The organism is Nocardia sp. NPDC101769, from assembly GCF_044766925.1.
Lineage (GTDB): Bacteria > Actinomycetota > Actinomycetes > Mycobacteriales > Mycobacteriaceae > Nocardia.
In genome coordinates this window covers 396,827-422,233 of the sequence record NZ_JBIWMX010000003.1, presented here as the reverse complement: position 1 = coordinate 422,233, position 25,407 = coordinate 396,827, and the positions used below count along the sequence as shown (strand labels likewise).

Below are 25,407 nucleotides of genomic sequence, written 5' to 3'. Positions count from 1 at the left end.
GAACCTCCGGCCCCTGCTTGCTTGCACTCGGACCCGCCCAAATGACTTCCTACGGAGACTAATTCATGACTGAGACTTCGCTTCCGCCTTCGGGTGGCGACCGCATCGAGCCGGTCGACATCCAGCAGGAGATGCAGAACTCCTACATCGACTACGCCATGAGCGTGATCGTGGGCCGCGCGCTGCCGGAGGTGCGCGACGGCATGAAGCCGGTGCACCGCCGCATCCTGTACGCGATGTACGACAACGGGTATCGGCCCGACCGCGGCTATGTGAAGTCCGCGCGCCCGGTCGCCGACACCATGGGTAACTACCACCCGCACGGTGACTCGGCCATCTACGACACCCTGGTGCGCATGGCGCAGCCGTGGGCGATGCGCTATCCGCTGGTCGACGGCCAGGGCAACTTCGGTTCCCGCGGCAATGACGGTGCAGCCGCCATGCGGTACACGGAGTGCCGCCTGACGCCGCTGGCGATGGAGATGCTGCGCGAAATCGACCACGAGACGGTCGATTTCATCCCGAACTACGACGGTAAGACCCAGGAACCGGTCGTGCTGCCGAGCCGGGTGCCGGCGCTGCTGATGAACGGCTCCAACGGCATCGCGGTCGGTATGGCCACGAATATCCCGCCGCACAACCTGACCGAGCTGGCCGAGGCCATCTACTGGGCGCTGGACAACCATGAGGCCGATGAGGAGGCCACCCTCGCGGCGTGCATGGAGCGCGTGAAGGGTCCGGACTTCCCGACCTCGGGCTTGATCGTGGGTACCCAGGGCATCCACGACGCCTACACGACCGGGCGCGGCTCTGTCCGCATGCGCGGTGTGGTGGAGATCGAGGAGGACAACCGGGGTCGCACCACGATCGTCATCACCGAGCTGCCGTACCAGGTCAACACCGACAACTTCATCAATGCGATCGCCGAGCAGGTGAAGGACGGCAAGATCGCGGGTGTCTCCGACATCCACGACGAGTCCTCGGACCGTGCGGGTCTGCGCATCGTGGTCACGGTGAAGCGGGACGCCATCGCCAAGGTGGTGCTGAACAACCTCTACAAGCACACCCAGCTGCAGACCTCGTTCGGCTGCAACATGCTCTCGATCGTCGACGGGGTGCCGCGCACGCTGCGCCTGGATCAGATGATCCGGCTGTATGTGAATCACCAGTTGGACGTGATCGTCCGTCGTACCCGGTACCTGCTGCGCAAGGCGGAGGAGCGGGCCCACATTCTGCGCGGTCTGGTGAAGGCGCTGGATCAGCTGGACGCGGTGATCGCATTGATCCGCCGTTCGGCCGATACCGAGACCGCGCGCAGCGGCCTGATGCAGTTGCTGGAGATCGACGAGATCCAGGCGACCGCCATCCTCGATATGCAGCTGCGCCGCCTGTCGGCTCTGGAACGCCAGAAGATCCTGGACGAGTTGGCCAAGATCGAGGCCGAGATCGCGGATCTGAAGGACATCCTGGCCAAGCCGGAGCGGCAGCGCGCCATCGTCCGTGACGAATTGGCGGAGATCGTCGACAAGTACGGTGACGACCGCCGCACCAAGATCATCGCAGCCGACGGCGATGTGCAGGACGAGGACCTGATCGCCCGCGAGGACGTGGTCGTGACGATCACCGAGACCGGCTACGCCAAGCGCACCAAGACCGACCTCTACCGTTCGCAGAAGCGCGGCGGCAAGGGCGTGCAGGGCGCGGGTCTCAAGCAGGACGACATCGTCAAGCACTTCTTCATCACCTCCACCCACGACTGGCTGCTGTTCTTCACCAACAAGGGCCGGGTGTACCGGGCCAAGGCGTACGAGCTGCCCGAGGCCAACCGCACCGCACGCGGCCAGCACGTGGCGAACCTGCTCGCCTTCCAGCCGGACGAGAAGATCGCCCAGGTCATTCAGATCAAGTCCTACGAGGACGCGCCCTACCTGGTGCTGGCCACCCGCAAGGGTCTGGTCAAGAAGTCCAAGCTGACGGACTTCGATTCCAACCGGACCGGCGGCATCGTGGCGGTGAATCTGCGCGATGAGGACGAATTGGTCGGTGCGGCACTGTGTTCGGCGGACGACGATCTGCTGCTGGTGTCGGCGCACGGCCAGTCCATCCGCTTCAATGCCAATGACGAGGTGCTGCGCCCGATGGGCCGGGCCACCTCCGGCGTGCAGGGTATGCGCTTCAATGCCGACGATGAACTGTTGTCGCTCAACGTGGTTCGCGACGCGGAGGGCATCTATCTGCTTGTCGCGACGGCGGGCGGGTACTCCAAGCGCACGGCCATCGACGAGTACACGGCGCAGGGTCGCGGCGGCAAGGGTGTGCTGACGATCCAGTACGACGAGAAGCGTGGCAATCTGGTCGGTGCGCTCATCGTCAATGATGATGATGAGCTGTATGCGATCACCTCCGGTGGCGGTGTCATTCGCACCACGGCCAAGCAGGTTCGCAAGGCCGGTCGTCAAACCAAGGGCGTGCGGTTGATGAACCTGGGCGAGGGCGATATTTTGCTCGCGATCGCTCGGAACGCGGATGAGCCCGACCAGGTTGCCGAAGATGACACCAGCGGTTCGGCGAAGCAGTAGTTTCTCCACAGCAGCGGCGGCACAAACGGATCGAAGGATTCACCATTGACCACGAATCAGCCGAATGACCAGCGGGGTCACGCCAATGGCGTGACCGAGAGAATCGCCCCGTCCCCGATTCCGCCGCGGCCTATTCCGCGGACCGGCGGGAACGACGGCGGTGCGCCGCAATCATCCGAATTGTCGGACCAGTCCGGCGATTTCGGGCCGGAAGGTAACAATTCGGCAGAGGCCGCGGCACCGGAGGCCGCGGACGCCCAGGGCGGTTCGCCCTTCCAGGAAGGCTGGTCGCAGCTGCCGCAGCGAGAGCCGCAGTCCAACCTGTACCGCCCGGGCCAGGCTCCGACGCCGGGCAGCACCGCCAGCCTCAAGGGCGGCGGTCTGCAGGGCAGCGGTCTGCAGGGCGGCGGCCTCAACGCCGGCGTCTCCAATGCCCGCACCACCGCCGACCTGGCCGCCAAGGCGGCGCGCAAGGAGGCGGCCATGGTGAAGTCCGTCGGCATCGACGGACCGACCCGTAGCATCGCCCGCCCGGAACTGGTCAAGGATCTGCCGGATCTGTCCGAGCTGCGGCACCCGCTGCCGCCGCCGGAGCCGATCGCGCCGGCCGGTCCGGTCTCGCCGTCCGCCCCCGCGGCGATGGCGCAGGCCGCGGCCACCGGTGAACCGTTGCGAGCCACCGTGCAGCTGCGCCACATCGATCCGTGGTCCACGCTGAAGGTCTCGCTGGTGATCAGCGTGGCGATGTTCTTCGTGTGGATGCTGGCCGTCGGCCTGCTGTATCTGGTGCTCGAGGGCATGGGCGTCTGGGAGCGCCTGAACTCCACCGTCTCCACCTTCACCGACTCCAGTTCGGACAGCTCCTCGGCGCTCATCGACGCGGGTACGGTCTTCGGCTACGCCGGCGTCATCGGCCTCATCAATGTGGTCTTGCTGACGGCGCTGTCCACGGTGGGTGTGTTCGTCTACAACCAGTGCACCGATCTGGTCGGCGGCATCCAGGTCACCCTGGCCGATCCCGACTAGGAAACCCGCTGTTTCGATCCGCCGCTACGGCCGGTCCGGACTGCTCCCCGCAGGCCGCTGACCGGCCGTTTTGGTTATCGACGGTTGGGTACGGTAATCTTCTGCCTCGTTCGAGTTACACACTGCGAACACCCACCAAGGGCCTATAGCTCAGGCGGTTAGAGCGCTTCGCTGATAACGAAGAGGTCGGAGGTTCAAGTCCTCCTAGGCCCACTCAAAAGATCGAAAAAGCCTTCCGGGAATCCCGGGAGGCTCTTTTCATTTCACGATTCGGCCACTGCCGCATCCGGATACGACGCGCACGGAATACGAAAAAGCCGCAGGCTGCGAGGCAACCTGCGGCTTTCGTTTGTGGAGCCTAGGGGAATCGAACCCCTAACCCCTGCCTTGCAAAGGCAGTGCTCTGCCAATTGAGCTAAGGCCCCAGACCTGCACGAAGGTACATGTCGGAGTTGGCCCAGGTCAAACCCCGTGCTCAGTCGGCTGCCGGTTGGTGTTCGGGGCAGTTGACACGGAGGTCACGCGGGGGGAGCGGCTGCTGGAGCAGGTCGCAGCGGGGCGTGCCCGCAGTGCCCTGGCTGTAGAAGCGGCAGGTGGTGCAGGTGCGGGCCACCTGCACCACCCCGGCCCGGAGCAGCCCGGCTATCAGGTCGAGCAGGGTGCGCAGGGTCTGATCCTGTTGTGCGCCGGGCAGATCCGCGACACAGGCGCGCAGCACGTCGTCCGCGACGCGGATCTCGGCGGCCAGTTCGGCGCCGTCGGGGGTGAGGACGATGGCGCTGCGCCGGCGGTCGCCCGGGGCAGGCTGCCGGGCCACATGGCCCTTGCGTTCCAAGGCCAGCAGCGAATCCGACACCGTGGGCTGGCTGACCCCGAGCTCGGCGGCCAGCAGCCCGGTGAGGGGCTCCGGCGGCGGACCTTCGGCGAGGGTGCGCAGTAATTCGAGTTGCAGGGGCGTCAGGCCGGTGCGGGAGGCGATGGTCTGACGGTGGGCTCGGACGCCGCGTGCGATCCGGTCCAATGCCGCGACCACCTTGTCCGCGACCTCCGCTCCGGTTCGGTCGACGCCGTTGTTGTCTCCCGCATTCACCACAGGTCAGGACTGTACGGCCTGGCCCACAGCACCGCCGACAGTGTGATCGCCTTGAACCAGGCGTGATACATGACATCGACCTCGGAGGCCGGCGCGCCGGTCGCGCCGAGGAAGTCGCGGACCGTCACGGTGATCGGCACGATGAGCGCGAGCAGATGCCGCAGGGGGATGTGGGTGGCGGGCGAGTCCACCCCATCGGTGCGGTTCTTGCCGGAGGTGTGGTGCCGGCGCGCGATCTCCTCTTGGTAGGCCAACCAGTTCGCGTCGTACTCGCGGGTGCACACATCGGCGATCCACTGCCCGAACCGGGCGCGCACGGCGGCCAGGTAGGCCAGATCGGGTTGCCCGTCGGCACCGGCGAAGGTGGCGACCAGATGGCTGTTCGCGCCGACGAATCCGTACCAGACGTCGAGGATTCGATCGGTCTGCGGCACCAGGATTTCCCCGGCGCGCCGCAGGGCCCCGGCATCCTCGGCGCTCCACAGCAGCGACCGCTGGAGTTCGGCGAGCTCGTCCAGCGAGATCGGGGAGGACGTGAGATTCGGGCTGTCGTAGGTGTATCCGGCGGGGGCTGGGATCGTCATGCGAGAACAATAGGAGTCCTATGTTTGTTCGTCAAGACTCCGCCAAGTAGGGTGGGAGACATGAAATTCGTCCTCACCCTCGTTGTGATCGCCGCCGTTGTCTTCGGAATCAGCAAGCTCCGCCAGCGCAATGACGCCGACCTCTGGCACGAGGTCACCACCCGCTGAAAACCGCTGACGGTGTGCCGATTTCGTCAACCCGATGGCGAATCCGCACACCGTTCGCCGGATGCGTCGCGCCGGCCACCGCCCACAACGGTGAGTCCGTGACAATCCAGCTGACCCTGCTTTCGAGTGTTTCGTGGCGCGGACAGGAGATCACCGGGCCGCGCGTGCGGGCCCTGCCGGCGGTTCTGGCTATGGATCTGCGCGGCGCTGGCAGCGCTGCCGGACTGGTCCACCGGGTCTGGGCGAACCCGCAGGGCGGCACGGTATCCGGCACTAACCGAATCTGCTGGTGGGCCGGGAGAATGAGCTCGCCGCGGTGACCGCCCTGCTGCACGGTCATCGGGTGGTGTCGACCGTGGGTCCCGGTCCCGGCGGGCGGGGCAAGACCCGGCTGGCCCATGCCGTGGGCGCTGCGGCAGAGCAGCGATCGGTACTGATACTGGACAACTGCGAGCAGGTGCTGACCGGTGCCGCCGAATTGGTCAGTGCGCTGGTGTCGTTGACCCACGACCTGCGGATCCTGGTCACCAGCCGCGCCCCGCTCGGCGTGAGTTCCGAAGCGGTGCATCAGCTTCCGGCCCTGGGTCCGGAGTCGGCGGCCGAGCTGTTCGCGCGGCGGCCCGCGCGGTGCGGCCGGAGATCGAACTGCCGCACGCCCAGGTCGCGGAATTGTGCGCCGCCCTGGACGGTCTGCCGCTGGAGGTGGAGCTGGCGGCCGCCCGGGTGCGGGTGAGGTCGGTGGCTGCCGTCTGCGGCGATGAGGGGGACAGGATCTGCACAGTGGTGGTCTCGCCCGCGCATTTCGGTCCGAGCAGCGAGAAGATGGTTCCGGCTTCGACATTCAGGTCGATGCCGTCGAGCACGTGGTGGTCGCCGTAGGACGTGCGCAGCCCGGTCGCCGTGATCGCCGGTGGGCGCGGGGCGGTGGGCATAGTGTCTCCCTCTGGTTCGCGACCGTGGCGGCCGCTGCTGAGAGAAGAGTGCGCGGGCGTGGATTCACGGCGGTATCACCGCGGTTTCACGCGGTGGCGGCGATGAAACCGATCGGGAAGTTCGGGGCTGTGACACGAAACAAGCGGGGGTTTTTCGGTCGATACACGCCGTAAGGTCGAAGTATGGCGTCCACTGAGATCTCCGAACTGGTGCAGTCCGTGGTGGAGCCTTATCTGCTGAGCGGACCACGCAAGTACAACCGCAACCAGGTGGCGGACCTGACCGGGCTGCCCAACAGCGTCACCCGCCGGCTGTGGGTGGCGCTCGGTTTCCCGGCCGACCCGGACGACGCGGCCGAGGAGTACGGCGACTCCGATGTCGAGGCCGCCCGGACGTTCGCCAAACTGCACGTGCTGGCCTCCGCCGACGTGCACCGGCAGACCACCGCGGCGCGCACGCTGGGCCGGTCCATGGCCCGGCTCGCCGAGTGGCAGGTCGATCTGGTGACCGAGGAGATCCTGGATCGCATCGCCACCATCACCCGCGAGCGGCCGGACACCGATCCGACCGAGGCCGCCCGCATTGCCACCGACGAGGTGGTCACCGAGTTCGAGACGTTGCAGCGCTACGCCTTCCGCCGGCACCTGGACGCCGCGCTGGCGCGGTCGCTGGACGGGGGAGCGGTGGCCGGGGACACGGTGCGCGAGCTGGCCGTCGGTTTCGCCGACATGGTGGGTTACACCCGCTTGACCCGTCACCTGGAGGCCGATGAGCTGTCGGCGCTGCTGGAGGCCTTCGAGACGGCCACCAGCAATGCGATCGTGGCCAACGGCGGCTGGGTGATCAAGAACGTCGGTGACGAAGTCATGTTCGCGGCCAATACCGCCGCCGAGGGCGCGCGCATCGCACTGGCCGTGCAGGAGGCCGCCATCGCCTCGCACGGCGTCACCCAGGAACTGCGGGTGGGTCTGGCCTACGGCGAGGTCCTGCAACGCTTCGGCGACCTCTACGGCTCGGTGGTGAATACCGCCGCGCGGCTCACCGGTGTGGCCCGGCCGGGCACGGTGCTGGTCGACGACGGCGCGGCGGAGGCGATCGAGGCCGACCCGGAATTCATGCTGCGGCATCTGGCCACGGTGCGGGTGAAGGGCATCAACCGGTTGTACGGGCATGTGCTGCGCCGCAATGTGATTCGGCCGTTGGTCTGAGCGATTCCGCTGCCGGACGATGATTCCGCCGCCGGGCGAACCTGGTCCGGGAATAGGGGCGGGCCTCGGCGAAGGGGGGGAGTTAGCCGAGGCCCGCGTAAGGTCGGCCCGGGGGGGAGGGGCCGACGGGAACGATCCTACGCGACGAATTCGGATTGTGTGGCTATCGGGCGCCCGCGTTCCAAGATTTTTTTGCGGAAGAGAATGTCGTACCCGGGTGAGACCATGCCACTGTGACCGAAATGCGCCCTTCGCCGAAATCGATTCGAGTAGTGCACTACTCGCGATCGTGGCCGGTGTGCGGGCGGATCATCGAATCGGCCGCATCCCGTACCGGCAACCCCGAGCACCGCCGGACCCCCAACGGGATGCGGCCTCTTCGGTGTAATGGCAGTTCAGGGCCGTTGCGGCAGACCAACCACGAAACACCAGGAGAATCATGCCCGACGCGATAGTCGCCGAGGGTCTGGTCAAGAGGTACGGCCCGCTGGTCGCCCTCGACGGCTTGGACCTGTCCGTCCCCGAAGGCACCGTGACCGCCTTGCTCGGCCCCAACGGCGCGGGCAAGACCACCGCCGTGCGAGTGCTCACCACCCTGCTGATCCCGGACGCGGGGCGCGCCACCGTCGCCGGCGTGGACGTGCTGAAGGATCCGCAACTGCTGCGTTCCCGCATCGGCACCTCCGGCCAGTACGCGGCCGTCGACGAATACCTCACCGGCTTCGAGAATCTGGAGATGGTCGGGCGGCTGTACCACATGGGCGTGCGGCGCAGTAAGGCGCGCGCCCGTGAGCTGCTGGATCGCTTCCGGCTCGCCGACGCGGCCGATCGGCCGGTGAAGGGCTACTCCGGCGGCATGCGGCGTCGGCTCGACCTGGCCGGCGCGCTGGTGGCGAATCCGCCGGTGCTGTTCCTGGACGAACCCACCACGGGCCTGGATCCCCGTGCGCGCCTGGATCTCTGGGATGTCATCGAGGAGCTGGTGGCGGGCGGCACCACGCTGCTGCTGACCACCCAGTACCTCGAGGAGGCCGACCGGCTCGCCGATTCCATCGCGGTCATCGACCACGGCCGGGTCATCGCCGAGGGCACCTCCGACGAGCTCAAGGCCATGGTCGGCGGCGACCGCATCGAGCTGGTCGTCGACCATGCCGACAATCTGGCCATCGCTCAGCAGGCGCTGGAAGGCCTGGCGCACGGGGAGATTCGCCTCGAACCCGGCCTGCGGCGCATCATCGTGCCGGTCGAGGACGGTTCGCAGGCCCTGGTGGACGCCATCGGGCAACTCACGAAACATGAAGTGCGCATTCATGATGTGGGTCTGCGCCGCCCCTCGCTCGATGACGTGTTCCTGTCGCTGACCGGGCACGAGGCGGAGGAGCTGGTCAACGGAAACCGTTCCGCCGCAGAGAACGTGGCGGGTGGTGCCCGATGAGCGCCCTTCTCGCCGTCGCCGAGAAGCCTTCGCTCCCACAGCGACTCGCCATGGTCGTCAGCGACAGCCTGACCATCACCAAGCGCAATGTCATCAAGATTCGACGCGTACCCGACGTGCTGGTCTTCTCGACCCTGTCGCCGATCATGTTCGTGCTGTTGTTCGCCTACGTCTTCGGCTCGGCGATCACCGTGCAGGGCACGTCCTACCGGGAATTCCTGATCGCCGGCATCTTCGCCCAGACCGTGGTGTTCGGATCCACCTATACCGGTCTGAGCCTGGCCGAGGACATGCAGAAGGGCATCATCGACCGCTTCCGCTCGCTGCCCATGGCGCCGTCCGCGGTGCTGATCGGCCGCACGGTGGCGGACATGGTGATGAATGTGGTGAGCCTGGTCGTCATGTCGCTGACCGGTCTGGTGGTGGGGTGGCGGATCCGCGGTTCGTTCCTCGACGCCGTGCTCGCGTATGTCCTGCTGCTGTTGTTCGCCTACGCGGTGTCGTGGATCCTGGCCCTGATCGGCCTGATCGTGCGGGCGCCGGAGGTCTACAACAATGCCAACTTCATGGTGATCTTCCCGCTCACCTTCATCGCCAACACTTTCGTGCCCACCGCCAACCTGCCCACGGTGCTCCGAATTGTGGCGGACTGGAATCCGGTGTCGGCGGTGACGCAGGCGACCCGCGACCTGTTCGGCAATACCAGCCCGATGGGGCCGAGCGCGGACGTCTGGCCCATGCGGCACCCGGTCGCGACCACCCTGATGTGGATCGTGGTGATTCTCGCGGTCTTCGTGCCACTGGCGCTGAATCAGTACAAACGGTCGGTGAGCCGCTGACCCGTCGGCCGATGTCGCCGACCCGTCAGTGGGTCGGCGACAGGTCCGGAGTCGGCGCGGAGCCGTTGCGCGAATAGCCCAGGCGCGGCGGCTCCGCGGCCGGCGCCTGCGGCTGCGGGCGCTTGCTCACGAAGAACGCGATGACGCCGCCCGCAATCGCGACGAGGGCGGCCACAATGACCTTGTTACGAACGCTCCCCAGCTCCATCCGACCATGCTGGCACAGCAATGGAATTCGTGCACGAACGGGGGAGCGAACGCGGTTACTCGACGGTAACGCTCTTGGCCAGATTGCGGGGCTTGTCCACGTCCCGGCCCAGCGCCATGGCCATGTGATAGGCCAGCAGCTGCAGCGGGATGGTCAGGATGATCGGGTCCAGTTCCGGGCACACCGCCGGGACCCGAATGACCGAGTCCGCCAAGCCATCCGGCAGATCGGTGTTGGTGACCGCGATGACCGGCCCGCCGCGCGCCTTGATCTGCTCGATGGTGGTGATGTTCTTGGCCAGCAGCTCGTCGCCGGGGACCAGCACGATGCTCGGCATCTCCGGGTCGATCAGCGCCAGCGGGCCGTGCTTGAGCTCGGAGCCCTGGTACGCCTCGGCGTGAATGTAGGAGATCTCCTTGAGCTTCTGCGCGCCCTCGCGCGCCACCGGCCAGGCGCGCACCCGGCCGATGAAGAACATGCTGCGCGCCTTGGCGAATCGGGACGCGATATCGGCGATCTCCTCGTCGGCGGCCAGCACCGCGTCGATCGCTTCGGGCAGCGCGCGCAGTCCGCTGACGATGCGCTCACCGCCGGCCGCGGACAGATCCCGCACCCGGCCCAGCAGCAACGCCAGCATGGCGAACGACACCGTCATATTGGTGAGCGCCTTGGTGGAGGCCACCGACACCTCCGGGCCCGCGTGCAGGAACACGCCCGCACCGCACTCCCGGGCGATGGCGCTGCCGACCACGTTCACCGCACCGATGACCCGGCCGCCCTTGCGCTGCAATTCCTGAACGGCCGCAAGGGTATCCAGGGTCTCGCCGGACTGGCTGATGGCCACGTACAGGGCGTCCGGGTCCACCACCGGATTGCGGTAGCGGAACTCCGAGGCGGGCTCGGCGGTGGCCGGAATCCGGGCCAGCTCCTCGACCAGCTGTGCGCCCAGCTGGCCCGCGTAGTAGGCCGAGCCGCAGCCCAGGAACACCACCTTGCTGATGCCGCGCAGCTCGCGCGCGTCCATATTGAGGCCACCCAGGTGCGCGGTGGCGAATCGTTCGTCCAGGCGGCCGCGGAGCGCCCGGCGCACGGCGTGGGGCTGTTCGGCCATTTCCTTGCGCATGAAGTCGGGGTACCCGCCCAGCGCGTAGTCCTCGGCCGCCATATCGATGGTGGTGGGGATCTTGTCGGTGCGACGCGCCTCGAGACCCAGTGTGCTGGTGCGGAATTCGTCCGCGCGCACGGTGGCCAGCTCGCCGTCGTCGAGGAATACCACGCGCTGGGTGTGGTGCACCAGGGCGGCCACGTCGGAGGCCACGAACATCTCGCCGTCGCCGACGCCGAGCACGATGGGGGAGCCGTTGCGGGCCACCACCAGTTCGTCGGGGCGGCGGGCGTCGAGCACCAGCAGGCCATAGGTGCCCTCGACCCGGTGCAGTGCGGTGCGGACCGCGTCCTCGAGCGTCTCGGCCCCGTCCAGGGCGGCGGCCACCAGGTGCGCGATGGCCTCGGTGTCGGTGTCGGAGACGAATTCCACCCCGTCAGCGGTCAGCGCGGCACGCAGTTCCTCGGCGTTCTCCACAATGCCGTTGTGCACGACCGCGATCCGGCCGGAGTCGTCGGTGTGCGGGTGCGCGTTCGCGTCCGAGGGCTCGCCGTGGGTGGCCCAGCGGGTGTGCGCGATGCCCACATTGCCGCGCAGCCGGGCGCCCTCGGCGTCGGCCCGGTCGCGCAGGTCCTGGACCCGGCCCTGGGTCTTGGTGACCCGCAGCCGGCCGCGGTGCGGCACGGCCAGTCCCGCGGAGTCGTAGCCCCGGTACTCGAGCCGGTGCAGGCCCTCCAGCAGGACCGGGACGGCCTCACGGTGCCCGATGTAACCGACGATTCCACACATTGCGCGACGGACTCCTCACCCGTAGACGATGCGACGCAGTTGTCGTTCGGTGAAGTCGGGGGCGGCCACCGGGCGCTGCGCGAGCTCCGCCGCCAGGCGTTGCCAGATCTCGGCATTGCGGACCTGACGCCCCTGCAGTTCGGCATGTCTGCGGCGCACGAACTGTTCGGCGGTCTCGTCGAAGTATCCGACGATGTCGGCGACCACGCGGGCCGCGACGGCGGGCGGCAGGCCGGTGGAGGCCGCTACATGGCGCACCAGATCGACCGGAACCCCGTCATTCACCCGACAGAACTTGCCATGCCGACGCTGTTTTTGCCACTTTTGTGCCCGAAAACGGGCAGATTTGACCGTGACGACTGATTTTGCAAGGTTCGGGGTAACTCGCCGGGTATCCCCGGAATTGTTTCGGCGCCCAACCGCCGGCACGGGTGCGCTACGCCGACGGCTCTCAGCCGCCCGCTCGAATCCCGGGGAGGCGGGGGAGTGTCCCGATTCCTGGTCCGTTCCGGTACTGCGCCTAGGCTGGCGGGCGTGACCTCACCGAATCAGACCGCCGTGGCGACGCTGCACACCAGCCACGGTGACATCAAGATCTCGCTCTTCGGTAACCACGCCCCCGCGACGGTCCGCAACTTTCTCGGCCTGGCCGACGGTTCCGCGCCGTACACCACGAAGAACGCGTCCGGCACCGACTCGGGACCGTTCTACGACGGCGCGATCTTCCACCGCGTGATCGATGGCTTCATGATTCAGGGCGGCGATCCCACCGGTACCGGCCGCGGCGGGCCGGGCTACGAATTCAAGGACGAATTCCACCCGGAACTGCGGTTCACCCGCGGCTATCTGCTGGCCATGGCCAATGCCGGGCCGGGCACCAACGGCTCCCAGTTCTTCATCACCTTGGGCCCGCAGCCGCACCTGAACCGCAAGCACACCATCTTCGGCGAGGTCCTCGACCCCGAATCCCGCAAGGTGGTCGACGCCATCGCCGACCTGCCGACCGATCGCAACGACCGGCCCAAGGACGGCGACGTCGTGATCAACAGCATCACCATCTCCTGACACCGGCCGAATCAGGCCAGAGCCGAAGAGAATTCACATGCAACCGCAGCCGCCCGCACCGACCTGCTACCGCCATCCGGACCGGGCCACCGGTCTGGCCTGCACCCGGTGCGGGCGCTCGGCCTGTCCCGAATGCCTCACCCCGGCCGCGGTGGGCCAGCACTGCGTGGACTGTGTCCAGCAGGGCCGCAACGACGTCCGGCCGGTCCGCAATGCCGCCGGGACAACGGTGTCGCGGATACCCAACCCGTACGTCACCTACTCGCTGATCGCGATCAATGTGATCGTCTACGCGGTCACCGCGCTCCAGGCCCACAGCGTGATGGACAACCAGCGGTCGCGGCTGTTCTACGACTGGGTGCTGGTGCCCGCCTTCGTCGGCGACGGCGGCTGGGTGCGGGTACTGGGTTCGGGCTTCCTGCACTACGGGCCGATTCACCTGCTGGCCAATATGTTCGCGCTCTACGTGCTCGGCCCCTACTGCGAAGTGGCGCTGGGCCGTGGGCGTTTCGTGGCCGTCTACCTGGCCTCGCTGCTCGGTGGTTCGGCGGCGGTGACCGCGCTGTCGGATCCGCTCACCGCCTCGGCGGGCGCGTCGGGCGCGATCTTCGGCATCTTCGGCGCGGTCGCTGTGATCATGCTGCGTACCCGGCAGAACCTCACCCAGATCGCGGTACTGCTGGTGATCAACCTGATCATCACCTTCTCGGTGCCCGGCATCTCCATCTGGGCGCACCTGGGCGGACTGCTGGCGGGCACGGTCGCCACCACCGGCATCCTCTACGTGCCGCGCTGGCTGGGGATACGGGAGACCCGCACCGCACTGAACATCGGCTGGGCGGTGGTGGCGGTGGTGGCGGTGATCGCGGTGCTGGCGACGGTGGTGGCCGCGCCGAGTCTCTAGCGCGCCAGGTGAATACGCAGCACCTCGAGAACATCCTCGGGGTGCGCGCCCAGATCCCAGCGGCCCAGGATCAGCAGCTTCTCCTCGCCCTGGTGATCCACATCCATCTCCAGCATGGGCATCCGCCGGCCGAGTCGCCGGTAGTAAACCACGCGGACGAGCAGGATCTGCCGGGGCGTGTAGCGCTGCGGCCCGGTCAGGCCGCGCACCACGATATGCACAGGGTCACCGGGCTCGATCGCCAGCCGCGGCCGCTGCCGCAACCCCATGCCGGTGAGGAAGAGCAGTCCCAGCGCGGCCACTCCGATGAGCAGGCGGCCGGGAGCGTCGTTCGTGACGAAGGCGGCCACGGCCAGCGCGATGCCGCCGACGCCGCAGGCCGCGAGCGCCGCCGGGGGTGTGGACCAGGCGAGACGGGAGGAGGGATCGGTGGATGTCACTGTCCCCACTCCCTCCTCGAGTTGTCCACAGGCTCATCCACAGATGTGTATGAATAACAATGGTGTAAGCCACACATGTGCTGGGCTCAGCGCCAGCGCATGGTCATGATCAGGCCGACGACCATCAGGCCGAACCCGATCAGGAAGTTCCACGCGCCCAGGTCGCTCATCCAGCCGATGTGCTCGTTCGCCAGGTAGTAGACGAGCAGCCAGGCCAGGCCGGCCAGCATGAAGCCCAGCATGATGGCGACGTACCAGACCGGCGACGGGCCCGCCGATTTCACGCGTACAGGCGTGCGGCTGGCCGGGTTGATCGTGTAGTCGGTCTTCTTCCGGACCTTAGACTTCGGCATGACGTCCTCGTTTTCGGCGTTCTGTCTGCATAGACATTATCCCGGCAACCCTGGGGAAAGCGTCGTTGGGGAGGGCCGGGGCGACTGTGGCGACACGGTTCGCGGTATTGCGTGCGACGGCACGCGCCGCGCCAACTACTCTCGAATCATGCGTGTACTGGTCGTCGACAACTACGACAGCTTCGTGTTCAACCTGGTTCAGTATCTCGGACAGCTGGGTGTGGATGCTGAGGTCTGGCGCAACGACGATGATCGACTCGCGGATGTGGACAAGGTTGTGGAGGACTACGACGGGGTGCTGATCAGCCCCGGGCCCGGCACCCCCGATCGCGCCGGCGCCAGCATCGCCCTGGTGCACGCCGCCGCCCGGCACGCCACTCCGCTGCTCGGCGTCTGCCTGGGTCATCAGGCCATCGGAGAAGCGTTCGGCGCCACCGTGACCCGCGCCCCCGAACTATTGCACGGCAAGACCAGCAAGGTCTTCCACATCGGCGCGGGCGTGCTGGCCGGTCTGCCGGATCCGTTCATCGCCACCCGCTACCACTCGCTGACCGTCCTCGAGGAGACCATGCCGCCGGAGCTGGAGGTGCTGGGCCGCACCGAATCCGGCATCGTCATGGCCTTGCGGCATCGCGATCTGCCTATCCACGGTGTGCAGTTCCATCCCGAATCCGTGCTCACCCAGGGCGGGCACCGCATGCTCGCCAACTGGCTGGGCGTGTGCGGCGAGCGTCCGGCCGAGGGACTGGTACAGACCCTGGAGGCGGAGGTCGCGGCACTGGCATGAGCGGTCAGGGCCCGGAGGCGGCAGCTTGCGTAACCACGCAGGGCCTCCGCTCATGCCACATGGATGACGCCGGCATGAGCGGTCAGGGCCCGGAGGCGGCAGCTTGCGTGACCACGCAGGGCCTCCGCTCATGCCACATGGATACAGCGTCATGAGGCCGCACGTCATGCTGTCGGTGGCCGTCAGCATCGACGGCTATATCGACGACACAGGTCCCGACCGGCTGTTGCTGTCCAACTCAGCCGATTTCGATCGGGTGGACGCGCTGCGCGCCGACTCCGACGCCATCCTGATCGGCGCGGAAACCCTGCGTCGCGACAATCCCCGGCTGCTGGTCAACAGTGCGGATCGGCGCCTGCATCGGGTCGCCGCGGGCAAGCCGGAGTATCCGGTGCGCGTGATCGTCACCGCCGGTGGCGATCTCGACCCGGAACTGCGGTTCTGGCGCTGCGGCGGCGAAAGACTGGTCTACACCACCGATTCCGGAGCCGCCCGCATCGGTGACCGTTTGGCCGGGCTGGCCGAAGTCATATCCCTCGGCTCGTTGATCGAATTCGATGCCCTGCTCGATGACCTGGGTAAACGCGGCCTGGAGCGGCTCATGGTCGAGGGCGGCGGTGCCATCCACACCGGCTTCCTGTCCGCCGGTCTGGCCGACGAGATCTGGATGGCTGTGGCGCCGGTCGTGGTCGGAGATCCGGCCGCCCCGCGCTTTCTCGGGCCCGCCGCCTTCCCGGGCGGCTCCAATCACCGCATGCAGCTGGCCGATGTGGGCCGGATCGGCGATATCGCGCTGCTGCGCTATTTGCCGAAGGAGGATTCCGATGTCGGATGAGGCACGGCTGGATCGCGGGTGGATGCGGCACGCCATCGGCCTGGCGCGGTTGTGCCCGCACAGCGACACCGCCTTCGCGGTGGGTGCGGTGATCGTGGGCGCGGACGGGGTGGAGATCGAACACGGGTGGTCGCGGGAGACCGACGACAAGGTGCACGCCGAGGAATCGGCGCTGAACAAGTTGGAGCCGGACGACCCGCGGCTGCGGTCGTCCACGCTCTACAGCACGCTGGAACCGTGCTCGCAGCGGGCGAGTCAGGATCGGCTGCCCTGCACGGATCGGATTCTCCGGGCCGGAATTCGGCGCGTGGTCATCGCCTGGCGGGAGCCCGGCACCTTCGTGGACAACTGTGTCGGGGTGGAGAAGCTGCGTGAGCACGGCATCGAGGTGATCGAGCTGCCGGATCTGGCCGAGGAGGCCATGTCGATGAACCGTCATCTGCGGCTGTAGGTTTCGCGCATCGAAGGTTTCACATGAAACAAAGGGGTTCGCGGACAGTCCGCGAACCCCCTGTTCTCACAGTGGAATCGGCATCACGGCGGGCCGAGCGAGAGCACGCCGGTCGTGATGGTCACCGTCTGGCTCTTGCTCAGCGGCGAGCCCGCGGTCGGCTGCTGAGCCAGGATGCGCCCGACCTCACCCGCGTTCAGGGTGCTCATGTTGTTCTGGCTGACCTGCCCGTTCCAGCCCTTCTGCCGCAGCATGTCCACGGCCTGGGCCGGGGTCATGCCGCGCAGGTCGGGCATGGTCAGCTGGTCACCGCTGGAGACCTGCACGGTAATGCTGGAACCCTTGTCGGCCTGGGTGCCCGCGGGCGGATTGGTGGCGATGACCGTGCCCTTGGGCTGGTTGTTCGGCACCTCCTGCACGGTCACCTTGAAACCGGCGGTGTCCGACAGCGTCGACTGCGCGACGTCGATGGACTGGCCGACCACGTCGGGCACCCGCACCTTGTCCGGGCCGGAACCCAGGGTGATGGTGACCTGCCCGTCGGAGTCGATCTTCTGCCCCGCGTCGGGGGTCTGCCCGACGATCTTGTCCTTGTCCTCGGTGCTGGACGCTTCCCGCTTCACATCCGGATTCAGCCGCAGCCCCTGGGAATTCAGCTGCTGTTCGGCCTGCTGCTGGGTGAGCCCGGCCAGTTTCGGTACCGGCACCTGCTGCGGACCGGCCGACACCTGCAGGGTGACGGTGCTGCCCTTGTCGACCCGCGAACCGCCCAGCGGCTGGCTGGCGATCACATTGCCCTGCGCCACCTTGGGATCGTTCTTCTGCTGGATGGCGACCGTGAAACCGGCTCGCTCCAGATCCCGTTGCGCCAATTGGTAGTTCTGATTGGCCACATCCGGCACCGCGACCTGATCCGGATGCGAGCCCGGTCCGATCAACATCCACAGCAGACCGCCTACCGCGGCGATCGCCGCCACCGCGAGCACGGCGATCAGCGCCGTGCGCCGGCGCGGGCTCGCCTCGACGATCTCCTGCTCGGTGGTGTCGTCGCGGCGTTCGACGGTGCGGTAGCTGCGCGGCGGCGGCAGTTCGTCGTCGAAGCTGCGGTCCTCGTCGGTCATGACCATGGGCGCGGTGGGCTTCTGCCCGCCCAGCACCCGGATCAGGTCGGCGCGCATCTCGGCGGCGGTCTGGTACCGGTTGGCCGGGTTCTTGCTCATGGCCTTGAGCACGACCGAGTCGAGTTCGCGCGGCACTCCCGGATGCACCTGCGACGGCAGCCGCGGATCCTCCCGGACGTGCTGGTAGGCCACCGCGACCGGCGAGTCGCCGGTGAAAGGCGGTTCACCGGTGAGGATCTCGTAGAGCACGCAGCCCACCGAGTACACGTCCGAGCGCGCGTCCACCTGTTCGCCGCGGGCCTGCTCGGGCGAGAGGTACTGGGCGGTGCCGATGACGGCGGCCGTCTGGGTCATGGGGTTCGAGCTGTCGGCGAGGGCCCGGGCGATGCCGAAGTCCATCACCTTCACCGCGCCCGCGCGGTTGATCATGATGTTGGCGGGCTTCATGTCCCGGTGCACGATGCCGTTGCGGTGCGAGAAGTCCAGCGCCGCACACACATCCGCGATGACCTCCATGGCGCGCCGGGGTGGCAGCGGGCCCTTGCCGCGCACCAGGTCGCGCAGGGTGTCGCCGTCGACGTACTCCATGACGATGTAGGGCAGCGGGCCGCCGTCCACCTCGGCCTCGCCGGTGTCGTACACCGCCACGATGGCCGGATGGTTGAGCGCCGCCGCATTCTGTGCCTCACGCTTGAATCGCAGGTAGAACGTGGGGTCGCGGGCGAGGTCGGCGCGCAGCACCTTGATCGCCACATCCCGGCCGAGCCGCAGATCCCGGGCCTTGTGGACCTCGGACATGCCACCGAACCCGATGATCTCGCCCAGCTCGTAGCGGGAGGAGAGGTTCTTCGGGGTCGTCATGGCAATCCTTGCTGCGGGACTGTGGATGAATAGGGGTCGGGCTCGTAGACAGGACCCCGATTACTGCCGGGACTCACCGCGCCCGGGCTCACCCCGCCGGGACTCACTCCGCCTGGATTCGCCGGCAATGATGGTATGTCGTTGTTCGGCCAGGGCCAGCGACCGGTCGTGGTCGGCCGTGCCGAGGTGGTGGTCTTCGGCGCGGTCGTGGTGGGCGGCGCGGTCGTGGTGGGCGGTGGCGTGGTCGTCGGCTCGGGTGTGGTGGTCGGGGGCGGCTCGTAGGTGGTCACCGGGGGCGGCGGCACTGGCCGTTCCCGCGTGGTCGTGGTCGGCGGTGGCGTGGTGGTGCTAGGCACGATCACCGGGGGCGCCACCACCGCGCTGGTGCGGGCGGGCGGCGTGGAGTCGTGCGAGGAGCTGCTCATCAGCACGATGGCGGCGGCCGCGCCCAGAATGAGCACGCCCACGCCGAGCCCGGCGATGGCCTTCTGGCCGGCGGTGAATCGCCCGGTCCCGGGGTCTCCGGCGCCGGTGATGGTCATCGGGGTGCGCGGTCCGGGCATCACGGTGGTCGCGGAGGCCGGCGGCTCGGCGACGCCGCGCATGGGCTGCGGTGGCGGCGCGTAGCGGGTGGTGGCCTGGTCGGCCCGGGCACCCGGAATGATCATGGTCGGTCCGGGCGGCAGCACCCGGGTGGCGCCGGTCATCGGCGGCACGGCCGGAATGCCGCCGGGCGGCGTGGGCCGGCGACCCGAGCGCACCGCGGCCACCGCGTCGGCGAACTCGCCGCCATTGGTGTAGCGCTGGCCCGGATCCTTGGCCATGGTGATCTCGATGAGCTCCCGCACATTCGGCGGCAGATCGGCGGGCAGCGGCGGCGGGGCCTCCCGCACGTGCTTCATGGCGACGGTCAGCGCGCCGTCACCGATGAACGGCCGGGCGCCCGAGAGCGCCTCGTAGCCGACCACGCCCAGGGAGTACACGTCGGAGGCGGCGGTGGCGTCCTCGCCGGTGGCCTGCTCCGGCGCGATGTACTGGGCGGTGCCCATCACCATGCCGGTCTTGGTGACCGGGGAGGCGTCCACCGCCTTGGCGATGCCGAAGTCGGTGATCTTCACCTGACCGGTCGGGGTCACGAGGATATTGCCCGGCTTCACATCCCGGTGCACCACGCCCGCCAGGTGCGCGACCTGGAGCGCGCGCCCGGTCTGCTCGAGCATGTCCAGACTCTGCGCCACCGAGAGCCGGTTCAACCGCGACAGCACCGCGTTGAGCGGTTCACCCTGCACGTATTCCATGACCAGGTAGGCGATTTCGCCGCCCGACCCGTCCTGTGTCTCGCCGTAGTCGTAGATGCTCGCGATGCCGGGGTGGTTCAGCTGCGCGGTGGTCCGCGCCTCGGTACGGAAGCGCTGCCGGAAGGTCGGATCGGCGGAGAACTCCGCCTTGAGCACCTTCACGGCGACCCGGCGGTCCAGCCGGGTGTCCAGCGCCTCCCAGACCTGACCCATGCCGCCGGTGGCGATCAGCCGCTGCAGCCGGTACCGGTCCGCGATCATCGCACCGTTGTTCAGCATTCGTGACCCTGTCTACCTTGCACCTTCATGTCGTTCAGCCCCCCAGCCCGGCATCCAGCACCGCTCGCGCGATCGGGGCGGCCACGGAGCCGCCGGTGGCCGCCAGCGCCCGGTCGCCGCCGTTCTCGACGATCACCGCGATCGCGATCTTCGGGTTCTGCGCCGGTGCGAAGGCGATGTACCAGGCGTGCGGCGGCGTGTTGCGCGGATCGTTGCCGTGCTCGGCCGTACCGGTCTTCGACGCGATCTGATACGAGCGCGGCTGCGTCCCTCCCTGCGTGTTCTTCTCCGACTCCAGCATCAGATTGGTGATCTGGGTGGCCACCTGCGGTGTCACCGCCTGGCCCACCGAGGTCGGCTTGGTGGTCTCCAGCGTGCTCAGATCGGGCGCCTGCAGTTGGTCCATCAGGTACGGCTTCATCCGCACGCCGCCATTGGCGATGGTGGCCGCGACGACCGCGTTGTCCAGCGGGGTCATCGCGACATCGCGCTGGCCGATGCTGGACTGGGCCATGGCCGCATTGTCGGGAATCGTTCCGACGGTGCTGTCCGCCCACGGAATCGGAATATTGGGGTGCTGGGTTCCGATTCCGAACGCGCTGGCCTCGTCCTTGAGTTTCGCGGCTCCGACCTTCATACCGAGCTCGGCGAAGGCGGTGTTACAGGAGTACTTGAAAGCGTCGGTGAGAGAAGCGGTTTGGGCGTCGCCGGGACCGCAGTGGCTGCCGTTGTAGTTCTCCAGCGTAGTGGTGGTGTCGGGCAGCGTGATCCGCGGCGCCGCGGTGAACTGGTCATCGGGCTTGGCGATGCCGTTGGACAGCGCGGCCGCGGTCACGATCACCTTGAAGGTGGAGCCCGGCGGATAGGTCTGCGAGACAGCGCGATTCAGCATCGGCTGGCGCGGATCCTGCTGCAGCTGCTCCCAGGTCTTCTGGGTGGCGGCGCCGTCGTGCCCGGCCAGCAGGTTCGGGTCGTAGGACGGCGTGGACACCATGGTCAGGATGCGGCCGGTGCTGGGCTCGATGGCCACCACCGAACCGGTCAGGTTCTTGGCGGTGAGCTGGTCGTAGGCGACCTTCTGCATGACCGGGTTGAGCGTGGTCACCACATTGCCGCCGCGCGGATCCCGGCCGGAGATCATGTCGATGAGCCGGCGCCCGAACAGGCTGTTGTCGGAGCCGTTGAGCACCGAGTCCTCGGCGTGCTCGAGCCCGTTGCTGCCGTACTGCATCGAGTAGTAGCCGGTGGCGGGCGCGTAGGCCAGCGGATCGGTCGGGTAGGTGCGCAGGTACTTGTAGCGGTCGTCGGTGGCGACCGACGAGGCCAGCACCGTGCCCGACGCGGAGATCTGGCCGCGCTGGCGGGCGTACTCGTCCAGCAGCACTCGCACATTGCGCGGATCGTTGCGCAGGCTGTCGGCCTTGAACACCTGCACATAGGTGGCATTGGCGAGCAGCGCGACAATCATCACCATGACCGCCAGCGCCACCCGGCGCAGAGGCGTGTTCACGCGGCACCCCCCTCGACCTTGCGCAGCAGTTGAGTCGGCGCGTCCGCGATCGGCTCCGCCCGCTTGCGCGCGGGGGCCGGCCGGCGGGCGGCGTCGGACACCTTGATCAGCAGGCCCAGCAGCACGTAGTTGGCCAGCAGGGACGAACCGCCGTAGGACATGTACGGCGTGGTGAGACCGGTCAGCGGAATCAGCTTGGTGACGCCGCCGACCACCACGAACACCTGGATGGCGATCGTGAAGGACAGGCCCGCGGCCAGCAGCTTGCCGAAGCTGTCGCGAATGGCCAGCGCGGTGCGGATCCCGCGAATGGTGAACACGCAGAACAGCATCAGGATGGCGGTCAGCCCGATCAGGCCGAGCTCCTCCCCGATGGCGGAGATGATGAAGTCGGTCTTGGCGAACGGCACCTGCGAGGGCCGCCCGCTGCCCAGCCCGGTACCGGCCAGTCCGCCGGTGGCCAGCCCGAACAGCGACTGCGAGATCTGGTAGCCGGTGTTGGAGTAGTCGGCGAAGGGATGCAGCCAGGTCGAGAACCGCACCCGCACATGCCCGAAGGCGCTGTAGGCGAACACGACCCCGATGGTCAGCAGCACCAGCCCGACCGCCACCCAGCCGACGCGCTCGGTCGCGATGTAGAGCATGCACAGCACGGTGGCGAAGATGAGCAGCGAGGTGCCCAGATCCTTCTCCACCACCAGCACGCCCACCGACAGCACCCACACCAGCAGGATCGGGCCCATGTCGCGCATGCGCGGCAGCTCCATGCCGAACACGTGCTTGCCCGCGCCGGTGAACAGGTCGCGCTTGGACACCAGCACGCCGGCGAAGAACACGATGAGCGCGATCTTGGCGAACTCACCGGGCTGAACACTGAAGCCCGGCAGGCGAATCCAGATCTTCGCGCCGTTCACCTGCGAGTATCGGTCCGGCAGCACCGCGGGCAGCGCCAGGGCGATGACCCCGATCAGTCCGAGGATGTAGGCGTAGCGGGCCAGGCTGCGGTAGTCACGCAGCGCGATCAGCAACCCCAGGAACACCACCATCCCCAGCCCCGTCCACAGCACCTGCTGGTTGGCGTCGGGGGAGGGGATGGGCAGGGAGGCGAACGCGGCGTCCTGGGCCTGCGCCAGATCGATGCGGTGGATCACCACCAGGCCCAACCCGTTCAGCAGCGCCGCGATCGGCAGTAGGAGCGGATCCGCGAAGGCCGCGAACCGCCGCACCGCCAGATGCGCGACGCCGAACAATGCGATGTACGCGGCACCGAGTTTGGCGATCTCCCAGGTGATCGCCTGCTCCTGACTGGCCTCCACCAGCACCAGCGACACCGTCGTGATGACGGCCGCCAGCCCCAGCAGCAGCAACTCGACATTGCGCCGGGTGGCGGGCGGCGGCGCAGGAGCGAATCCGCCCGGTGGACTGGGAAAAGCCCCAGTGGACGGCGGTGCCGGTGCGGACATCAGTCCGCCGTCCTGCAGTTCTGCCCCGGAGTCTGCGGTGCCGTGGTGGTGGTGACAGGAGCGGTCGGCTGGTCGGTCTTGCGGGGTTCCAGCGGGTGGTTCTCGCCGGTGCGCTCACCGCCGGTGAGGCTGCCGGGCGCGGCCGGAACGGCCGGGGTGGTGGTGACGGGTGTGCCGGGCTGGTTGGGGTCGGCGGGCGGCGGGACCGGCGTGGTCGACGGGGTGACAGGCTGCTGCTTCTCGCACGGAGGCAGCAGTTCGCCCTGCACCAGGTTCCGGATCTGCTTGACGGCGTCGTCGCGGGAACCGGGCGGCAGGCCCTTGTCGACCGAATCGCGGCCGCTGGGGCGGAGATCGTTGCGGGTCAGCTGGGCGCAGCCGGAGGGAAACTTGTCGCCGGGCGCGGTCAGTGTCAATTCGCCGCCGCGTGTGACGCATCCGACCTGATCCACATCGCGGATGGAGTAGCCCAGCACCGAACCGGGCAGGCCGCGCAGCACGACCACCTTCTCGCCGTCCACGCCGACGTAGTAGTTGCTGCGGATCATGTTGTAGCCCACGGTGAGCCCCGCGCCCACGGCCACCAGCAGGGCCAGCGACAGCGCCAGCCAGCGCAGCTTGTGGCTCTTCTTGGGCGGTTCGGGTTCGGGCTGCGGCACCGCGCGGCGCGGCGTGGCGCGCGGCGGGCGCATGGCGGCGGCCCGGCCGGCGGCGGTGTTCGGCGGGGGAGTGTCCTCGTCCTCGCCGGAGGCCGCGCCCGCCACGATCGGGTGGCTTTGGCCGTAGTCCAGATCGATGACGTCGGCGACCACCACGGTCACGTTGTCGGGACCGCCACTGCGCAACGCCAATTCGATGAGCCGGTCCGCCGACTCGTCGGTGCTGCCCTCGCGCAGCGTATTGGCGATGGTCTCGTCGCTCACCACGTCCGAGAGGCCGTCGGAGCAGAGCAGATAGCGGTCCCCGGCACGCGCCTCCCGGACCACCAGGGTGGGATCGATCTCGTTGCCGGTGAGCGCCCGCATGATCAGCGAGCGCTGGGGATGAGTGTGGGCCTGCTCCGGAGTGATCCGGCCCTCGTCCACCAGCGACTGCACGAAGGTGTCGTCGCGGGTGATCTGGGCCAGCTCACCGCCTCTGAGCATGTAGGCGCGGGAGTCGCCGATGTGCGCGAGGCCGAGTTTGCGGCCGGCGAACAGGATGGCGGTGAGCGTGGTGCCCATGCCGTCGAGTTCCGGCTCCTCCTCGACCTGGTCGGCGATGGCCGCATTGCCTTCGTGCACAGCACGATTCAGCTTGCCGAGCAGGTCGTCGCCGGGCTCGTCGTCATCCAGATGCGCCAGGGCGGCGATCATCAGCTGCGAGGCGACCTCACCGGCGGCGTGGCCGCCCATGCCGTCCGCCAGCGCGAGCAGTCGCGCACCTGCGTAGACGGAATCCTCGTTGTTGGCTCGGACGAGACCACGGTCGCTGCGCGCTGCGTAGCGGAGAACAAGTGTCACGATCGCAGCTCGATCACTGTCTTGCCGACACGGACAGGGGTGCCGAGTGGAACTCGGACCGGAGTGGTGACCTTCGACCGGTCGAGGTAGGTCCCGTTGGTGGAACCGAGATCCTCGACGTACCAGTCCTCACCGCGCGGAGACAGTCGCGCGTGGCGGGTGGAGGCGTAGTCGTCGGTGAGAACCAGTGTGGAGTCGTCGGCCCGCCCGATCAGGACCGGCTGTGTGCCGAGCGAGATGCGGGTGCCGGCGAGAGAACCCTGAGTCACCACGAGATATTTGGCGCCCTTCTGGCCCCGGCGAAATGATGGGAGCACCGCGGAACCGCCTGCGGCCCGAGGCGCGACCCGGAGGCCGGAAGCCGCGTAGATATCGCTGCGCAGGGTCCGGAGCACCGCCCACACGAACAGCCACAACAACAGCAGGAACCCCGCACGGGTCAATTGCAGGATCAATCCCTGCACGGTGCTCCACCTCCTGTTCGACCGTGTCGTAAGTACGGGGCAGTTACGGAGGTGTGGCTCCGTGACCCCCAACCGGTGTGTTGCTGGTCAGCGCGGCCAGAGTCCGC

The 25,407-nt window shown here is 67.9% G+C and carries 25 protein-coding genes, 2 tRNA genes and 1 pseudogene; 13 read left to right on the top strand and 15 right to left on the bottom strand.

Annotation, left to right across the window (positions count from 1 at the left end; genetic code table 11):
• The first annotated feature begins 65 nt into the window (after positions 1–65).
• From gyrA to ACIRRA_RS07725, 3 genes are all read left to right on the top strand, one after another.
• Positions 66–2,579, top strand: coding sequence for a DNA gyrase subunit A (gene gyrA / locus ACIRRA_RS07735; protein ID WP_402764497.1), 2,514 nt, complete (start codon positions 66–68; stop codon positions 2,577–2,579).
• A gap of 45 nt (positions 2,580–2,624) precedes the next feature.
• Positions 2,625–3,605 (top strand): DUF3566 domain-containing protein, encoded by a 981-nt coding sequence (locus ACIRRA_RS07730; RefSeq protein WP_402764495.1) that lies wholly within the window; start codon positions 2,625–2,627, stop codon positions 3,603–3,605.
• Between the two features lie 139 nt (positions 3,606–3,744).
• Positions 3,745–3,818: transfer RNA gene (locus ACIRRA_RS07725), tRNA-Ile, on the top strand.
• A 139-nt stretch (positions 3,819–3,957) separates the two neighbouring features.
• Here the strand turns inward: ACIRRA_RS07725 and ACIRRA_RS07720 are convergent.
• From ACIRRA_RS07720 to ACIRRA_RS07710, 3 genes are all read right to left on the bottom strand, one after another.
• Positions 3,958–4,030: transfer RNA gene (locus tag ACIRRA_RS07720), tRNA-Ala, on the bottom strand.
• A gap of 50 nt (positions 4,031–4,080) precedes the next feature.
• Positions 4,081–4,698, bottom strand: coding sequence for a MarR family winged helix-turn-helix transcriptional regulator (locus tag ACIRRA_RS07715; protein ID WP_402764493.1), 618 nt, complete (start codon positions 4,696–4,698; stop codon positions 4,081–4,083).
• Entirely contained in the window at positions 4,692–5,282 is a 591-nt protein-coding gene (locus tag ACIRRA_RS07710) for a protoglobin domain-containing protein (protein ID WP_402764491.1), read from the bottom strand. The genes ACIRRA_RS07715 and ACIRRA_RS07710 overlap by 7 nt, the downstream gene beginning before the upstream one ends.
• Before the next feature lie 60 nt (positions 5,283–5,342).
• Here ACIRRA_RS07710 and ACIRRA_RS07705 point away from each other — a divergent pair, with 60 nt between their 5' ends.
• Both ACIRRA_RS07705 and ACIRRA_RS07700 read left to right on the top strand, forming a co-directional pair.
• Entirely contained in the window at positions 5,343–5,450 is a 108-nt protein-coding gene (locus ACIRRA_RS07705) for a DLW-39 family protein (protein WP_354848972.1), read from the top strand.
• 289 nt (positions 5,451–5,739) lie between these two features.
• Positions 5,740–6,183 (top strand): hypothetical protein, encoded by a 444-nt coding sequence (locus tag ACIRRA_RS07700; protein WP_402764877.1) that lies wholly within the window; start codon positions 5,740–5,742, stop codon positions 6,181–6,183.
• Here the strand turns inward: ACIRRA_RS07700 and ACIRRA_RS07695 are convergent.
• A pseudogene (locus ACIRRA_RS07695) lies at positions 6,176–6,382 on the bottom strand (ABC transporter); the annotation flags it as partial. The gene ACIRRA_RS07700 and the pseudogene ACIRRA_RS07695 overlap by 8 nt on opposite strands.
• Positions 6,383–6,565: 183 nt before the next feature.
• On the opposite strand from ACIRRA_RS07695, the gene ACIRRA_RS07690 reads away from it, so the two are divergent.
• The 3 genes from ACIRRA_RS07690 (at position 6,566) to ACIRRA_RS07680 (ending at position 9,865) form a co-directional block, all read left to right on the top strand.
• Positions 6,566–7,591, top strand: coding sequence for an adenylate/guanylate cyclase domain-containing protein (locus ACIRRA_RS07690; protein WP_402764489.1), 1,026 nt, complete (start codon positions 6,566–6,568; stop codon positions 7,589–7,591).
• Positions 7,592–8,030: 439 nt separating this feature from the next.
• Positions 8,031–9,026 carry an ATP-binding cassette domain-containing protein gene (locus tag ACIRRA_RS07685; protein ID WP_402764488.1) on the top strand — a complete coding sequence of 332 codons (996 nt, stop codon included), beginning with the start codon at positions 8,031–8,033 and terminating at the stop codon, positions 9,024–9,026.
• The gene (locus ACIRRA_RS07680; protein WP_402764486.1) at positions 9,023–9,865 is read left to right on the top strand and encodes an ABC transporter permease; all 843 of its coding nucleotides are present in this window, start codon (positions 9,023–9,025) and stop codon (positions 9,863–9,865) included. The genes ACIRRA_RS07685 and ACIRRA_RS07680 overlap by 4 nt, the downstream gene beginning before the upstream one ends.
• Before the next feature lie 25 nt (positions 9,866–9,890).
• Here ACIRRA_RS07680 and ACIRRA_RS07675 read toward each other — a convergent pair whose 3' ends face one another.
• From ACIRRA_RS07675 to ACIRRA_RS07665, 3 genes are read right to left on the bottom strand one after another with little or no spacing between them, the layout of a single operon-like run.
• Entirely contained in the window at positions 9,891–10,073 is a 183-nt protein-coding gene (locus ACIRRA_RS07675) for a hypothetical protein (RefSeq protein ID WP_402764484.1), read from the bottom strand.
• Positions 10,074–10,128: 55 nt separating this feature from the next.
• Complete coding sequence (gene glmS, locus ACIRRA_RS07670) at positions 10,129–11,967, bottom strand: glutamine--fructose-6-phosphate transaminase (isomerizing) (RefSeq protein ID WP_402764482.1); 1,839 nt, start codon at positions 11,965–11,967, stop codon at positions 10,129–10,131.
• 15 nt (positions 11,968–11,982) lie between these two features.
• Positions 11,983–12,252 (bottom strand): hypothetical protein, encoded by a 270-nt coding sequence (locus ACIRRA_RS07665; RefSeq protein ID WP_356996146.1) that lies wholly within the window; start codon positions 12,250–12,252, stop codon positions 11,983–11,985.
• Positions 12,253–12,492: 240 nt separating this feature from the next.
• On the opposite strand from ACIRRA_RS07665, the gene ACIRRA_RS07660 reads away from it, so the two are divergent.
• Together ACIRRA_RS07660 and ACIRRA_RS07655 are read left to right on the top strand one after the other, a co-directional pair.
• Positions 12,493–13,032: a peptidylprolyl isomerase gene (locus ACIRRA_RS07660; protein WP_356996317.1), complete on the top strand. Its 540-nt coding sequence runs from the start codon at positions 12,493–12,495 to the stop codon at positions 13,030–13,032.
• 37 nt (positions 13,033–13,069) lie between these two features.
• Entirely contained in the window at positions 13,070–13,936 is an 867-nt protein-coding gene (locus ACIRRA_RS07655) for a rhomboid family intramembrane serine protease (RefSeq protein ID WP_402764480.1), read from the top strand.
• Here the strand turns inward: ACIRRA_RS07655 and ACIRRA_RS07650 are convergent.
• Positions 13,933–14,376, bottom strand: coding sequence for a PH domain-containing protein (locus ACIRRA_RS07650; RefSeq protein WP_402764478.1), 444 nt, complete (start codon positions 14,374–14,376; stop codon positions 13,933–13,935). The genes ACIRRA_RS07655 and ACIRRA_RS07650 overlap by 4 nt on opposite strands.
• 86 nt (positions 14,377–14,462) lie before the next feature.
• The gene (crgA, locus tag ACIRRA_RS07645) at positions 14,463–14,729 is read right to left on the bottom strand and encodes a cell division protein CrgA (protein ID WP_040862582.1); all 267 of its coding nucleotides are present in this window, start codon (positions 14,727–14,729) and stop codon (positions 14,463–14,465) included.
• Between the two features lie 148 nt (positions 14,730–14,877).
• On the opposite strand from crgA, the gene ACIRRA_RS07640 reads away from it, so the two are divergent.
• From ACIRRA_RS07640 to ACIRRA_RS07630, 3 genes are all read left to right on the top strand, one after another.
• Positions 14,878–15,516 carry an aminodeoxychorismate/anthranilate synthase component II gene (locus ACIRRA_RS07640; RefSeq protein WP_356996149.1) on the top strand — a complete coding sequence of 213 codons (639 nt, stop codon included), beginning with the start codon at positions 14,878–14,880 and terminating at the stop codon, positions 15,514–15,516.
• Positions 15,517–15,667: 151 nt separating this feature from the next.
• Positions 15,668–16,351 (top strand): RibD family protein, encoded by a 684-nt coding sequence (locus ACIRRA_RS07635; RefSeq protein ID WP_402764475.1) that lies wholly within the window; start codon positions 15,668–15,670, stop codon positions 16,349–16,351.
• Positions 16,341–16,802: a dCMP deaminase gene (locus tag ACIRRA_RS07630; RefSeq protein ID WP_402764472.1), complete on the top strand. Its 462-nt coding sequence runs from the start codon at positions 16,341–16,343 to the stop codon at positions 16,800–16,802. Before ACIRRA_RS07635 ends, ACIRRA_RS07630 begins: the two co-directional genes overlap by 11 nt.
• Before the next feature lie 83 nt (positions 16,803–16,885).
• Here ACIRRA_RS07630 and pknB read toward each other — a convergent pair whose 3' ends face one another.
• Genes pknB through ACIRRA_RS07600 form a run of 6 tightly spaced genes read right to left on the bottom strand, consistent with a single transcriptional unit; the run spans position 16,886 to position 25,300 of the window.
• On the bottom strand, positions 16,886–18,784 hold the full coding sequence (gene pknB, locus ACIRRA_RS07625) for a Stk1 family PASTA domain-containing Ser/Thr kinase (RefSeq protein WP_402764469.1): 1,899 nt from the start codon (positions 18,782–18,784) through the stop codon (positions 16,886–16,888).
• Positions 18,781–20,361 carry a protein kinase gene (locus tag ACIRRA_RS07620; RefSeq protein ID WP_402764467.1) on the bottom strand — a complete coding sequence of 527 codons (1,581 nt, stop codon included), beginning with the start codon at positions 20,359–20,361 and terminating at the stop codon, positions 18,781–18,783. Before ACIRRA_RS07620 ends, pknB begins: the two co-directional genes overlap by 4 nt.
• A 34-nt stretch (positions 20,362–20,395) precedes the next feature.
• Positions 20,396–21,871, bottom strand: coding sequence for a peptidoglycan D,D-transpeptidase FtsI family protein (locus tag ACIRRA_RS07615; protein ID WP_402764464.1), 1,476 nt, complete (start codon positions 21,869–21,871; stop codon positions 20,396–20,398).
• The gene (locus ACIRRA_RS07610; protein ID WP_402764461.1) at positions 21,868–23,334 is read right to left on the bottom strand and encodes an FtsW/RodA/SpoVE family cell cycle protein; all 1,467 of its coding nucleotides are present in this window, start codon (positions 23,332–23,334) and stop codon (positions 21,868–21,870) included. Before ACIRRA_RS07610 ends, ACIRRA_RS07615 begins: the two co-directional genes overlap by 4 nt.
• Positions 23,334–24,836, bottom strand: a complete 1,503-nt coding sequence (locus tag ACIRRA_RS07605) for a PP2C family protein-serine/threonine phosphatase (protein ID WP_402764459.1) — start codon at positions 24,834–24,836, stop codon at positions 23,334–23,336. Before ACIRRA_RS07605 ends, ACIRRA_RS07610 begins: the two co-directional genes overlap by 1 nt.
• On the bottom strand, positions 24,833–25,300 hold the full coding sequence (locus ACIRRA_RS07600) for an FHA domain-containing protein (protein WP_040862589.1): 468 nt from the start codon (positions 25,298–25,300) through the stop codon (positions 24,833–24,835). Before ACIRRA_RS07600 ends, ACIRRA_RS07605 begins: the two co-directional genes overlap by 4 nt.
• Positions 25,301–25,407: the final 107 nt, after the last annotated feature.

Bases quoted from the DNA above. Each gene is read 5' to 3' on its own strand.
- gyrA (WP_402764497.1), top strand. From the start codon at position 66: ATGACTGAGACTTCGCTTCCGCCTTCGGGTGGCGACCGCATCGAGCCG.
- ACIRRA_RS07710 (WP_402764491.1), bottom strand. From the start codon at position 5,282: ATGACGATCCCAGCCCCCGCCGGATACACCTACGACAGCCCGAATCTC.
- ACIRRA_RS07705 (WP_354848972.1), top strand. From the start codon at position 5,343: ATGAAATTCGTCCTCACCCTCGTTGTGATCGCCGCCGTTGTCTTCGGA.
- ACIRRA_RS07690 (WP_402764489.1), top strand. From the start codon at position 6,566: ATGGCGTCCACTGAGATCTCCGAACTGGTGCAGTCCGTGGTGGAGCCT.
- ACIRRA_RS07685 (WP_402764488.1), top strand. From the start codon at position 8,031: ATGCCCGACGCGATAGTCGCCGAGGGTCTGGTCAAGAGGTACGGCCCG.
- ACIRRA_RS07680 (WP_402764486.1), top strand. From the start codon at position 9,023: ATGAGCGCCCTTCTCGCCGTCGCCGAGAAGCCTTCGCTCCCACAGCGA.
- ACIRRA_RS07675 (WP_402764484.1), bottom strand. From the start codon at position 10,073: ATGGAGCTGGGGAGCGTTCGTAACAAGGTCATTGTGGCCGCCCTCGTC.
- glmS (WP_402764482.1), bottom strand. From the start codon at position 11,967: ATGTGTGGAATCGTCGGTTACATCGGGCACCGTGAGGCCGTCCCGGTC.
- ACIRRA_RS07655 (WP_402764480.1), top strand. From the start codon at position 13,070: ATGCAACCGCAGCCGCCCGCACCGACCTGCTACCGCCATCCGGACCGG.
- crgA (WP_040862582.1), bottom strand. From the start codon at position 14,729: ATGCCGAAGTCTAAGGTCCGGAAGAAGACCGACTACACGATCAACCCG.
- ACIRRA_RS07640 (WP_356996149.1), top strand. From the start codon at position 14,878: ATGCGTGTACTGGTCGTCGACAACTACGACAGCTTCGTGTTCAACCTG.
- ACIRRA_RS07635 (WP_402764475.1), top strand. From the start codon at position 15,668: ATGAGGCCGCACGTCATGCTGTCGGTGGCCGTCAGCATCGACGGCTAT.
- ACIRRA_RS07630 (WP_402764472.1), top strand. From the start codon at position 16,341: ATGTCGGATGAGGCACGGCTGGATCGCGGGTGGATGCGGCACGCCATC.
- pknB (WP_402764469.1), bottom strand. From the start codon at position 18,784: ATGACGACCCCGAAGAACCTCTCCTCCCGCTACGAGCTGGGCGAGATC.
- ACIRRA_RS07620 (WP_402764467.1), bottom strand. From the start codon at position 20,361: ATGCTGAACAACGGTGCGATGATCGCGGACCGGTACCGGCTGCAGCGG.
- ACIRRA_RS07610 (WP_402764461.1), bottom strand. From the start codon at position 23,334: ATGTCCGCACCGGCACCGCCGTCCACTGGGGCTTTTCCCAGTCCACCG.